We start from the raw sequence: 11319 nt of genomic DNA, 5'->3' as shown, positions 1-11319 counted from the left end.
AGGTGGCTCGGCGAAGCCGAGACGGAGAGGGGGACTACCAACCAGTGAGTCGTAGCCGCACACGGGGAGCCGTCGATCTCACTGCTCTCCGCGAAGGAAACGAATAATTCCGGAAAAGTCGGTCCCGCCGTGGCCGGCCGCGTTAAATAGGGCATAGAGCTGGGTCGCCTCGGCGCCGAGGGGGGTGGCTGCGCCTGCCGCCTGCGCCGCTTCCTGGGAAAGCTTGAGATCCTTGAGCATCAAGGCTGCCGCGAAGCCTGGCTTGTAGTCCCGGTTTGCGGGCGATGCGGGCACCGGACCCGGCACTGGGCAGTAGGTGGTGAGAGACCAGCATTGGCCTGACGAGGTGGATGCGACATCGTACAGCGCCTGGTGCGAAAGCCCGAGCTTCTCGGCCAGCACGAAAGCTTCGCCGACGCCGATCATCGAAATGCCGAGAATCATGTTGTTGCAGATCTTTGCAGCCTGGCCGGCACCGGCATCGCCGCAATGGACGATTCTGCCGGCCATAGGCTGCAGGATCGGCTCGGCCTTGGTGAAAGCCTCTTTCGAGCCACCCGCCATGAAGGTCAGTGTTCCAGCCGCAGCCCCGCCTGTCCCGCCGGAGACGGGCGCGTCGACCGATAGCAGATTGTGGCTGGCCGCGATGGCGTGGGCCTTGCGCGCGGACTCGACGTCGATCGTCGAGGAATCGATGAACAGCGCCCCCTTGGCAGCCTTCGGTGCGATTTCCTCATAGACCGAGATAACATGTTTGCCGGCCGGCAGCATGGTGACGATTACTTCGGCGTCCTTGACCGCCGCGCCGGAGTCGGCGGCAATCGTCACGCCGTTGGCGCGCGCGATCTCGAGATTCTCCGGCACGAGATCGAAACCAAGGACGGTATGGCCGGCCTTGACCAGGTTTGCGGCCATGGGATTGCCCATGTTGCCGAGGCCGATGAAGGCGATCGTTGTCATTTGTTTCCTCCAGGTTGCTTCAACGGCCGACCAGATGGCGCGCGATGATCACGCGCATGATCTCGTTGGTGCCTTCCAGAATCTGATGAACGCGCAGGTCGCGGACCAGTTTTTCCACGCCATAGTCGTGCAGATAACCATAGCCGCCATGGATCTGCAGCGCGTCGTTGGCGATGTCGAAGCCCTTGTCGGTGACGAAGCGCTTGGCCATGGCAGACCATTTCGAGGCGTCATGCGCCTTGCGGTCAAGCTTGGAGGCGGCGGTGTATAGCAGCAAGCGCGCCGCCTGTAGTTCGGTCTCCATGTCGGCAAGCTTGAACTGCAACGCCTGGAATTGATTGATCTTCCGGCCGAAGGCCGAGCGCTCGCCGGCATAGGCCAGGGCCTTGTCGAGTGCCGCCTGCGCGCCGCCGAGGGAGCAGGCGGCGATGTTCAGCCGGCCGCCGTCGAGCCCGGCCATGGCGATGCGAAAACCGGCACCTTCGCCGGTCAGCAGGTTTTCGGCCGGGACCTTGCAATCCTCGAAAATGACCTGGCGGGTTGCCTGCATGTGCCAACCCATCTTGCTCTCATTCGCACCGAAGGACAGGCCGGGGGCATCCCTAGGGATGACAAGAGTGGAGATTCCCTTGGGGCCGTCCTCGCCGGTGCGCACCATGGCGACATAGACGTCGCTGTCGCCGGCGCCGGATATGAACTGCTTCGCGCCGTTGAGCACGTAGTCGCTGCCGTTGCCGCCGCTGCGCACGGCGCGCGCCTTCAGCGCGGCCGCGTCCGAACCCGAACCGGGTTCCGTAAGGCAGTAGCTGGCCAGCCATTCCATCGAGGTGAGTTTCGGCAGGAAACGCTGGCGCTGTTCCTCATTGCCGAAGGTGTCGACCATCCACGCAGCCATGTTGTGGATCGAGATGAAGGACGAGAAGCCCGGGCAGGCCTTGGAGAGTGCCTCGAAAATCAGAACGGCATCGAGCCGGCCGAGGGCGGAGCCGCCGACATCGTCGCGCACATAGATGCCACCGAAGCCGAGCGGGCCGGTCTCGCGGATGACGTCAGCGGGAAAATGCTTGTTCTTGTCCCATTCCAGTGCATGGGGTGCGACGCGATCGGCGGCGAAGGCTTCCGCCATTTCCTGTATGGCGCGCTGATCCTCATTGAGCTCGAATTGTCCACCGGTCGCATCCACTGTCGCGTCCATGGCGGCCTCCCTGTGTCGTCCTGCTTTTCGTGAGCCTTAGTCTAGATCAATGACGTCACTGTGCAATCCGAGCCGTTGCGGAACGGTTGTGCGCATATGCGGAACGGACCGTGGCGGTTGACCTAAACCTGCACAAATCGGCTTGTTCAGAGGTCGGTCATTGCGGGAGCGCGATCGGTCGGTTAGGCAACGTTTCATGGCCAAGGCGATCATGCTCCAGGGAACAGGTTCGGATGTCGGCAAGACGGTGCTCGTCGCCGGGCTATGTCGTCTGGCGCGCAACCGGGGCATAAATGTGCGCCCCTTCAAGCCGCAGAACATGTCGAACAACGCCGCAGTCGCCGACATGCCGGGCGAGACCGGCGGCGGTGAGATCGGTCGGGCGCAATGGCTGCAGGCGATGGCCTGCGGGGTCGCGCCATCGATTCACATGAATCCCGTGCTGCTGAAGCCGCAGAGCGATATCGGCTCCCAGATCGTGGTCCAGGGCCAGGTGTTCGGCCAGGCCAAGGCGCGCGACTACCAGAACCTCAAACCCAAGCTCATGGATGCGGTGCTGGATTCCTGGCGCAAGGTGGGCGAGGGCGCCGACCTCGTCGTGGTAGAAGGGGCGGGGTCGCCGGCCGAAATCAATCTGCGCGCTCGCGACATCGCCAATATGGGTTTTGCCACGCGTGTCGACTGTCCCGTGATTCTCGTCGGCGACATCGATCGGGGTGGAGTGATTGCTTCCATCGCCGGCACGAATCTCATCTTGCCGGAGGAAGACCGGCGGATGATCGTCGGCTACCTCATCAACAAGTTCCGTGGCGATCCGAACCTGTTCGACAGCGGCATTACCGCGATCGAGGAATTCACGGGCTGGCGTTGCTTTGGCATTGTGCCCTGGCTGAAGGAGGCCGCGCTTCTGCCGTCGGAGGATTCCGTCGTCCTTGAACGCCTGGCTTCGGGCGAGGAGCGTGCACTCAAGGTCGCGGTGCCGATGCTCGATCGCATCGCCAATTTCGACGACCTGGATCCACTTCGGGCCGAACCACGGATCGAAGTTGTGTTCGTGTCGCCGGGCCGCAGGCTTCCGGCCGATGCCAGGCTCGTCGTCATCCCCGGTTCCAAATCGACGATCGGCGACCTCCAGCGCTTTCGCGAGAACGGCTGGGACGGTGATCTCTTTGAGCATCGCCGTCGTGGGGGGTATGTCGTCGGCCTCTGTGGAGGCTATCAGATGCTGGGCCGCGTGGTCCGTGATCCCCACGGCATAGAAGGAACGGTGCGGGAAGCGCCGGGTCTCGGACTGCTCGACATCGAGACGGTGATGGAGCCTGAAAAGACGGTGCGCAATGTCGCCGCGCGCTCGGTCCGCTTCGACACTCCGCTTGAGGGTTACGAGATTCATCTCGGTCGCACGACGGGTCCTGATTGCCTGCGCCCGGTGACAGTGATCGGCAATGCCGATGACGGCGCAACCTCGCCCGATGGCAAGGTGTTCGGCACCTATCTTCACGGCCTCTTCGCCGCCGACGCGTTTCGCGCCAAGTTTCTGGAAAGTTTGGGGGTCTCGGGCGGCGGCATCGATTATCGGGCAGAAGTGGAGAAGGCGCTCGATGCGATCGCCGACCACCTCGAGACGCATCTCGACTGCGATGCCATCCTTGCCGCGGCCAGGTAAACTATTTCCTATGCGGGTTCGTCGGCTCTCGGCCAGTAAGTGCCGAAGCACCAGACATTGCCTTCGGGATCGCGGCAAATGAAGTCACGGCTGCCGTAATCCTTGTCGTGCAGTTCTTCCAGGATTTCCGTTCCAGCGGACTTGACGCGGGCGTAGAGGGCGTCGGCGTCGTCGATGGCCACGTAGAGCGATTTTCCCCCAGGCTCGCCGGGAAATCCGACCATGGCCCCATAGTCGTCGTCGCGGGCCTTGCCGACCATGATCATCGACGAGCCGAACGTCAGTTCGGCGTGATGGATGTCTTCGCCTTCTCCATATTTCACGCGTAGCTCGAAACCGATAGTCTTGGTCAGCCAGTCGATCATGGAAGCGGGGTCACGATAGCGGAAAGTGGCGAAGATGCGCGGAGCCTCGATGGTAGGCATGGCGTTTCTCCCTCGGTTGCTCAATGAATATCAGTCTCGCCGGAGTGCCGGGTCAGGTCTTGAAGGTTTGTAACCTGATCACGCGGCCTTGGCATGCCAGCGCGTCGGGCTCATGCCAGCCAAGTCGCCGAACTCGCGCGTGAGATGGGCTTGGTCCGCATAACCGCAAGCAGCTGCGATGTCGGCCCAATCGGGCTGTCCTGTCAGCTTGCTCATGGAGAGTGCGGCGCGAAACCTGATGATGCGAGCAATCGCCTTTGGCGGGAGACCTAGCTGCAGGCGGAAGCGCTGCGCAAGGTGCTTGCGGCTCCAATCCAGCTTCCCCGCAATATCCGCAATTCGGATCTGGCCGCCGTTGTCGAGCATGTACCGATAAGCCCAGCCGAGCGCGGGATCGGCAGGCGGCGATCGCCGCACGCGTCGGATGACGAAATCCTCGATCATGTCGAACCGGCGCTTCCAATCCGCCTCGTCAGCGAGATGTTGCCGCAGCCTGTTGATTTCCCGGTCGCCGAGTTCGTCCAGCGTTACCATCCGGGCCGACAGTTCGCTCATCGGCAGGCCGAAGAAGCGCCACGCGCCGAGAGGCGTGAAATTGATCTGGATGCACTCGGCGTTGCCGGTCGAATTGATGATGACGGGGCCAGCGAAAAGACCGGAGGTGAAGCTGCCGTAGCGGCCGGCGATCCCGGGCTGGCATCCGAGCCCGATACCGAACCTGTCTCCGAAATTGATGACCAGGGGCACGACCAGCGCCGCCGTCTCGACATCGCTCTCGATGCCGCGGCCGTTCTCGCGATAGCAGATGATCTCTTCGACAATGCCCGCGAGTTCCGGCGTCTGGCGAACCAGCCGTAAAGGTGCTTCAGGATTGGTCGCGTGAAAGGACATCGGCGGAGAATAATGCCGAACCTGTCTCGCAGGAAGGGCTTGGCCTAGAAGCCGATCGCCAGTCTCAGAGGATGGGTCGGGTCGGCGAGAAGACGGACGGCGAGCGCGATGCAGGTGATCACGAGAAGAGGCTTGATCAGCCGCGCGCCGATCTTCATCGCCAGGCTGGCGCCGAGGCGCGCGCCGAGGAATTGGCACACGCCCATCAGGAGACCGACCTTCCAGTAAATCGCCCCGGCGAAGGCAAAAGTGACGACGCCGCCGATATTCGACGCGAAGTTCAGCATCTTCGTATGGGCCGTGGCTTTCAATATCCCGTATCCGGCCAGGGCTACGAAGGCGAGCATGAAAAAAGAGCCGGCGCCCGGGCCGAAGAGACCGTCATAAAAGCCAATCAGCGGCACGACGAGCAAGCCGAACAGGAAAGGCGAAAGGCGCTGCGTGCGATCGACGTCCCCCATGTTGGGCTTGAGGGCGAAGTAGAGCGCGATGGCGATCAGCATGAAAGGCATGACCAGTCGCAGCCATTCGCCGGGCAGGACAGTCGCCAACAGCGCCCCGGCAATCGAGCCGAGGCACGAAAGCACAGCCGAGGGCAATTGCCGCCGGAGATCGACGAGACCTTTCGAAGCATAGGCGATCGTCGCCGAGCCCGAACCGAACAAGCCCTGCAGCTTGTTCGTGCCGAGGGCCTCGACCGGGCTAAAGCCGGCAAGCAGCAGGGCGGGCACGGTGACAAGGCCACCGCCGCCGGCGATGGAATCGATGAAGCCAGCAGCGAAAGCGCCAACGGCCAGAAAAAGCACGGTTTCGGCAGCGAGGTCGAACATGTCGGGAGTGGCGGGGTAGGATGCAGGACGCAGCCGCTTCGATCACAGGCAGCCATCCGGCGCAAGGCCGAATTCGCGTGGCGGCATGCGGCAATTTCGGCATGGACCATCGGTTTGGATTTGAAGTTCCCGAACGCCGATGCCATAGACTCGCAGGGATCGAGATCGAGGAGCGCTCGGGCATGTCTCAGGGAATGCTGGCCAGGATATATCAGCTGTTCGAGGGCGATCCGGGGGTGCGGCGGGTTGCAGACGACCCGGTGCTGTCGGCCGAACTGCTCCTGCTGTTCCGGATGATCCTGGCCGACGGCACGGCAAGTGAAACCGAAATGGCAACGTTGCGGCGCATTTGCCAGGATTCCTTCGGCATTCCCGAAGCCAGCATGGATGCCGTCATCGAATATCTCAACGAGTTCGGCTACGAGACCAGCGGCTCGCAGGCGATCGCCATGTTCCAGGACATGGATGACGAGCGTCGCAGGATGTTGGCAAAGCACATGGCGGAGATCGCCAAGGCCGACAAGCAGCTTGCCAAGAACGAAGTGCGACTGCTCCGCCGCACGCTGGAGATGCTGGGTCTCAGCCCGGTGGATCTGGTGAGGGAGTAGCGGCAGGGCTAGCTAAGCTATGTGTGCGCCTACTCCCGGCACATTTTTCGCCTTGCCGCGCTATAGTGGTCGGTGCCTGATGCACTATCGGCGCAGCCTAGCCGACAGTTTCCATGATCGCTATCTCACTTGCATAGATATCGTGCAGCGGCTAGCGAATGAACTCGGACGAGGTTCAAAAACTCATCGATTGATACGGATTCGTTCGCAGTACCGGCAACGGGGGTTGGGCCATACCAGAAGGCCGGAATACCTCGATCACGCCAATATTTGCAGTCGGACAATGCGGACGAGACGAACATGACCGGTCGCGGGCGACCTAGACTTTCTACCGTATCCTGCAACACAGTGGCTAACTCAGCGGTCGGATCGCAATAGTCGGGAGGCGCGACGCTCAGAGATGTGATCACCGCTTCCGGATATCGAGCGACAATGGCACGCGCCCGCTCGACTACCGCATCGGGATCGACACCGATCGGAATACGTGCTTCAAATTCGAACGCACAATCGGATGCGATGACGTTCACCTTCGCCCCTCCATGGATCGTACCGGCGTTGAGCGTGGTTTTTGATATGTATTCCGCTCCTGCACCCATTAGCTCCTGAACTTTCGGATCATTCAATATCAACGCCATCTTTTCGGGCACGTGGACAGGGATCGACGCCAGATCGTCGAGATCCCGGATAATATCGCTGGCAATCCGAATCGCATTTGCGCTCTTGAACGGTGCGCTCGCGTGAGCACCAGGCGTCGCTACCTGAACTATGAACTGGATGTTGCCCTTCCCGCCAAATGCAACGCCGCGTGGTGTAGTGGATTCACCGCTAATGACGCAGTCGGCCGACATTTCCTGTTCGATCTTCTTGAACATGTAGCCGACCCCGAACTCTCCACCATTCTCCTCGTCGGAGACAACGGTCAAAGAAATCTTGCCTTTCAGCTGGTCTCTCAAGCGAGAAAGGTAGGCGTATGCGAATATCGAAGCTGTCAAACCGGCTTTCATATCACCGGTACCGCGTCCCCATATCCGCCCATCGGCAACCTTCCCGCTCCACGGGTCATCGGTCCAGCCGGGCTGATTGCTCGCCGGAAAAACGTCGAGATGGCCATTGAACATAAGGTGTCGCCCTGGCCGGCCGGTGTCGAAGGAGGCGATCATGTTGGGCCAGGTGTCCCGCGCATTGACCTCCCGGTATGCTAGATTTTGCTCCTTGAGAAAATGCTGGACATGCCGCATCGCCGCTGTGGTATCGCCAGGGGGATTGGGTGACTTGCACTGCACCAACTGCGAGAAGAACCTTATGAGATCCTTCTCATCCCGAGCGATCCATTCCAGGATCTGCTGCCTTATCTCATTCATGCTGTTCTTTCCCTCACTGCGCAACGCCAAGGTGTGCCGAGCGTCAAGACTGCTGCCTGATTCGTAATGCGCGAGATGCACACCGGCGAGTATTTCAGCCGCGCTATCGAGCTCTGGATCCAAATCTCTGTTCGATCAGGAAACAGACGGTTTCAGGAACCATCAGCCCCTGTGCTCGCTTCACGCGGTCTGGCGTGAAATGACCTGCTCGATGCAGCAAGCACAACGTGCCGAGAAACTGCCTGCCAACCACGACGGGCAAGGCGAGGCTGCTTTCACAATTCACCGCAAGGATCGCCTCATGGTGTGGAAATGCTTCTATGATGCCTTGGCGATCATTGATGACTTTCAATCCCGCTTCGTATGAAGCGGGATCGGGAACCGGACTGACAGAACCGATTGGAAACAGTCTGGGCGAATTCGACCATGCCCGGCGAACCGTGGCTCCGGCTTTGTCGTATATCAAGGCGGTGAAGAGGGTTAATCCTATCTCTTCATTGGCCAGGCTGCAAAATGCACCGAAGGCTGCATCGGGTTGATCGGGCACAGACAGGCTTTCAGAAAATCTCTCCAGCGCACTCATCTCACTGCACCCGTCTGCTCGGTTCTTCCTGCGTGGCCACATGCGCGAGCCGATCTGATCACCCATTACCGGTTCTCAAGCAGCCACTTGGACCATTCCTTGGCAACGATGGAACGGTTTGTGTTCCACCATTCCACGTTCTGATGGATCTGCTTTGCCGCGAAGGCAGGATTGCTTGGCAGGATTGCAGCCCGTTCAGCGGAAATGTGCTCGAATGCCTTCTTGTTCGTCGGCCCGTTCGGAATGAGCGCTGCGAGGGCGGCTTGCCGCTCCGGGGCGAGAGCAAATTCGATGAAGCGCTGTGCCTCGGCTTGCTTTTTCGACGCCTTGGCGACGGCCCAGCCCTGCATGCGCAGCAAACCACCGTTCCATTCGATAGCGATTGGCGCACCATTGTCGATCGCGACCTGGGCACGGGTATTCCAGATACTCCCCATGACGACTTCCTGATCGGTAAGCATCTGGGCGGAAAGAGCACCCGTGTCCCAAAATTTTCGAATGTGAGGACGAATTTTGGACATCACGCCCAAAGCCCGTTGAATGTCGATTGGATAGAGATCGGCCGGCGCGACCCCGTCCGCTAGAAGGGCTTGTTCCAGATCCACGAAGCCGGAAGCGAGGTCGGCAAGCATTCGCGGTCCTGGGAAGCGCTCTGCATTCCAGAAGTCGGCCCAGCTCCGCGGCGCGTCGCCCGAGCTGAACACTTTCGTGTTGTATGCGAGGACGGCTGAGTAATAGGTGTGGCCGACGTAGTAGTCGCCGCGCGCTTCAGCATCCAGATCGCCGGGATCGATGTCTTTCCACTTGCCATAGTCAATCGATGCAAGAGCGCCGTCTCCGATGAACTGCATGGCCTCCATGGCGCCTATGTCGATCACGTCGATCTCCGCAGTCCCGGCTTGATGCATGGCAAGCAGCTTGCCGGTCGTTGCCGGCACGGGCTGAATGGCGATGCCGGTCGTCTGCGTGAACGGCGTGAAGACGACCTTCGTCACGGCGTCTTCGTATGATCCGCCGAGCGTGCGAACGACCAGTGGCTCATTTGCCAGCGAAGCGCGCCCGAGAATGCTCGGAGTGACGAGCGCCGCGGCACCGGTTACGACAGCGCCCTTCAGCACAGTACGGCGATTGTAACGAGAATTCATAATAGTCATTTTCATCCCCTCCTTCAGCTGGCTCGAATGTTACTATAGTGAAAAGTCTTCTCTTACCATTCATTTTTTCGAAAAAAACAGCGAGATGCGGCGCGCGCTCATACGCAGCACGCGCGGCCGCCTCGGTCGTTGGGAGGCGAGCAATTGGATGGGATTGCTATGATGCCGACTGTCACGCGCCTGCGACCTTGAAGACGGCGCATCTGGGAGTCGATCCGCGCAGCCACTCGGCTGTGGCTGGTGTCGGCGGCGGGATGGCGGGTTGTTCCAAGTGCCCGACAAGCCGGCTCGGAGTGAACGCCTCCCGCCACTCAATCTCCCGTCCACCTTGATCAGCACCCCCGTTTCAGGGGACATGCTGATCATTTCAACCAGGGCTATTCGAAGCCCGGCACGAAAATGGGGTGATCGTTCAGTTCTTCGGCTCCGTTCTCGGTTATGAGGATTACCCTGCTGCCCTGTGCATTCGTGAGGCCCGGAACCGTCAGACAGGGAACCAGATGCAAGGTCATGCCCGGGCGCAGTGGCCGTTCATCCTTCGGGCGTATTCGGAACAGATCGAACTCGACCCAATTTATGCCTGTCGAATAGCCTGCATGGTTGCGCCAGAGGTGGTCGACGCCGCTGGCCTGATGAGCACGAAGGCAGACATTGTGGGCTTCAGCCGAGGTCATGCCCGGGCGCAATTCGGCGACCATCTTCTCGACGGCACGAGCGGCAGCTTCCACGAGCGAGCCAATCTTGTTGATGTCCGGGCCACGGATGATGGTGCGCTCGATGGGACAGGCGTAGTTGTGGACGAAGCCCGAGACGTGCCAGGTGACGGATTCGCCAGGCTCCGGCCGCCTGTTCGTCCAAGCTGTCATATGTCCGTTTCCCGCGGCGGCACCCGTATGAACCGTCGGGGCAGGCCGCGGCGTACCGCTGTGCTCGTTGCAGATCTGCCCTGCGGCGATCGAAGCTTCGGCATCGGTTGCTCCGGCGCGGATCGCGTCTGCAATCGTGTCCGACAGCAACGCCGAGATCTTGCCGGCCCGACGCATCAGATCGAGTTCGGCCGGCGACTTGATGACGCGGAGATCTTCAGCGATCCGTGTGCAGGATACTACCGAGGCGGCGCCGACCAGTTCCCTGATCCTGAGGACGCCATTATAGCTGATGGAAGCGCGGTCCAGTTCGAAGCCGACGACTGGCTTGCTCTTCGACTTCGGCTGGATCTCTTGGATCAGTTGTGCAACCACGGCCGTGACATCGTCATGGTCGCGCACCGAAACCCAATTCGAGGCCCAGCTCTGCGGTCCCCAGACATCCTGCCAGGCAGCGTCGATATAGCGGCAGATGTAGCGGTGCTCGCCTGTCGCGCTTATCAGGAGCGGCTGGTAACAATAGCGATTGAGCGCGATGCCGGTAAGATAGAAGATCGTTTCCGGCGTCGTGAACACGGCGACGTCGATGCCGTCTCTGTTCATGCCTTCCAGGACCTTGTCCCGGCGCTGTTCGATCTCAGCCCGGCTGACGCAAAGGCTCAGATTCTCATTGTTGCGTGTCCAATCGGGCACGGTTTTCGTTTCACCGGTCATATCCGTCGTCATCCTCGTTGGAAAAACATCAGCGCAGGCGGGCTCGCCTGTGCTCGTCGTGAGCGT

The 11319-nt window shown here is 60.6% G+C and carries 11 protein-coding genes; 2 read left to right on the top strand and 9 right to left on the bottom strand.

Annotated features, from left to right (window positions below; all coding sequences use genetic code 11):
- Nucleotides 1-78 precede the first annotated feature (78 nt).
- The gene (mmsB, locus tag ACCO56_RS26345; protein ID WP_433643878.1) at nucleotides 79-960 is read right to left on the bottom strand and encodes a 3-hydroxyisobutyrate dehydrogenase; all 882 of its coding nucleotides are present in this window, start codon (nucleotides 958-960) and stop codon (nucleotides 79-81) included.
- Nucleotides 961-979: 19 nt separating this feature from the next.
- A complete protein-coding gene (locus ACCO56_RS26340) occupies nucleotides 980-2155 on the bottom strand; it encodes an isobutyryl-CoA dehydrogenase (protein ID WP_433643877.1) in 1176 nt (391 codons plus the stop codon).
- Nucleotides 2156-2351: 196 nt separating this feature from the next.
- Between ACCO56_RS26340 and ACCO56_RS26335 the strand changes: the two genes are divergently transcribed.
- Nucleotides 2352-3821 (top strand): cobyric acid synthase, encoded by a 1470-nt coding sequence (locus tag ACCO56_RS26335; protein WP_433643876.1) that lies wholly within the window; start codon nucleotides 2352-2354, stop codon nucleotides 3819-3821.
- An 8-nt stretch (nucleotides 3822-3829) separates the two neighbouring features.
- Here the strand turns inward: ACCO56_RS26335 and ACCO56_RS26330 are convergent, their stop codons facing one another.
- From ACCO56_RS26330 to ACCO56_RS26320, 3 genes are all read right to left on the bottom strand, one after another.
- Entirely contained in the window at nucleotides 3830-4246 is a 417-nt protein-coding gene (locus ACCO56_RS26330) for a VOC family protein (protein ID WP_433643875.1), read from the bottom strand.
- A gap of 78 nt (nucleotides 4247-4324) precedes the next feature.
- On the bottom strand, nucleotides 4325-5137 hold the full coding sequence (locus ACCO56_RS26325) for a helix-turn-helix domain-containing protein (protein WP_433643874.1): 813 nt from the start codon (nucleotides 5135-5137) through the stop codon (nucleotides 4325-4327).
- A gap of 44 nt (nucleotides 5138-5181) precedes the next feature.
- Complete coding sequence (locus ACCO56_RS26320; protein ID WP_433643872.1) at nucleotides 5182-5967, bottom strand: TSUP family transporter; 786 nt, start codon at nucleotides 5965-5967, stop codon at nucleotides 5182-5184.
- 182 nt (nucleotides 5968-6149) lie between these two features.
- Between ACCO56_RS26320 and ACCO56_RS26315 the strand changes: the two genes are divergently transcribed.
- The gene (locus ACCO56_RS26315) at nucleotides 6150-6575 is read left to right on the top strand and encodes a TerB family tellurite resistance protein (RefSeq protein WP_433643991.1); all 426 of its coding nucleotides are present in this window, start codon (nucleotides 6150-6152) and stop codon (nucleotides 6573-6575) included.
- Between the two features lie 125 nt (nucleotides 6576-6700).
- Here ACCO56_RS26315 and ACCO56_RS26310 read toward each other — a convergent pair whose 3' ends face one another.
- The 4 genes from ACCO56_RS26310 to ACCO56_RS26295 form a co-directional block, all read right to left on the bottom strand.
- Complete coding sequence (locus tag ACCO56_RS26310) at nucleotides 6701-7936, bottom strand: M20/M25/M40 family metallo-hydrolase (protein WP_433643870.1); 1236 nt, start codon at nucleotides 7934-7936, stop codon at nucleotides 6701-6703.
- A gap of 103 nt (nucleotides 7937-8039) precedes the next feature.
- Entirely contained in the window at nucleotides 8040-8519 is a 480-nt protein-coding gene (locus ACCO56_RS26305) for a GAF domain-containing protein (protein WP_433643869.1), read from the bottom strand.
- A gap of 65 nt (nucleotides 8520-8584) precedes the next feature.
- Nucleotides 8585-9673, bottom strand: coding sequence for an ABC transporter substrate-binding protein (locus ACCO56_RS26300; RefSeq protein WP_433643868.1), 1089 nt, complete (start codon nucleotides 9671-9673; stop codon nucleotides 8585-8587).
- A gap of 377 nt (nucleotides 9674-10050) precedes the next feature.
- Complete coding sequence (locus tag ACCO56_RS26295) at nucleotides 10051-11253, bottom strand: M24 family metallopeptidase (protein WP_433643867.1); 1203 nt, start codon at nucleotides 11251-11253, stop codon at nucleotides 10051-10053.
- Nucleotides 11254-11319 lie beyond the last annotated feature (66 nt).

Origin of the sequence: Mesorhizobium sp. 1B3 (assembly GCF_050958605.1) — a bacterium.
Classification (GTDB): Bacteria; Pseudomonadota; Alphaproteobacteria; order Rhizobiales; family Rhizobiaceae.
This window is presented reverse-complemented; position numbering and strand designations above follow the sequence as displayed.

What these genes read in the sequence shown, in the direction of transcription:
- mmsB (WP_433643878.1), bottom strand. Translation starts at nt 960, where the DNA reads ATGACAACGATCGCCTTCATCGGCCTCGGCAACATGGGCAATCCCATG.
- ACCO56_RS26300 (WP_433643868.1), bottom strand. Translation starts at nt 9,673, where the DNA reads ATGACTATTATGAATTCTCGTTACAATCGCCGTACTGTGCTGAAGGGC.
- ACCO56_RS26305 (WP_433643869.1), bottom strand. Translation starts at nt 8,519, where the DNA reads ATGAGTGCGCTGGAGAGATTTTCTGAAAGCCTGTCTGTGCCCGATCAA.
- ACCO56_RS26340 (WP_433643877.1), bottom strand. Translation starts at nt 2,155, where the DNA reads ATGGACGCGACAGTGGATGCGACCGGTGGACAATTCGAGCTCAATGAG.
- ACCO56_RS26320 (WP_433643872.1), bottom strand. Translation starts at nt 5,967, where the DNA reads ATGTTCGACCTCGCTGCCGAAACCGTGCTTTTTCTGGCCGTTGGCGCT.
- ACCO56_RS26295 (WP_433643867.1), bottom strand. Translation starts at nt 11,253, where the DNA reads ATGACCGGTGAAACGAAAACCGTGCCCGATTGGACACGCAACAATGAG.
- ACCO56_RS26315 (WP_433643991.1), top strand. Translation starts at nt 6,150, where the DNA reads ATGTCTCAGGGAATGCTGGCCAGGATATATCAGCTGTTCGAGGGCGAT.
- ACCO56_RS26325 (WP_433643874.1), bottom strand. Translation starts at nt 5,137, where the DNA reads ATGTCCTTTCACGCGACCAATCCTGAAGCACCTTTACGGCTGGTTCGC.
- ACCO56_RS26310 (WP_433643870.1), bottom strand. Translation starts at nt 7,936, where the DNA reads ATGAATGAGATAAGGCAGCAGATCCTGGAATGGATCGCTCGGGATGAG.
- ACCO56_RS26330 (WP_433643875.1), bottom strand. Translation starts at nt 4,246, where the DNA reads ATGCCTACCATCGAGGCTCCGCGCATCTTCGCCACTTTCCGCTATCGT.
- ACCO56_RS26335 (WP_433643876.1), top strand. Translation starts at nt 2,352, where the DNA reads ATGGCCAAGGCGATCATGCTCCAGGGAACAGGTTCGGATGTCGGCAAG.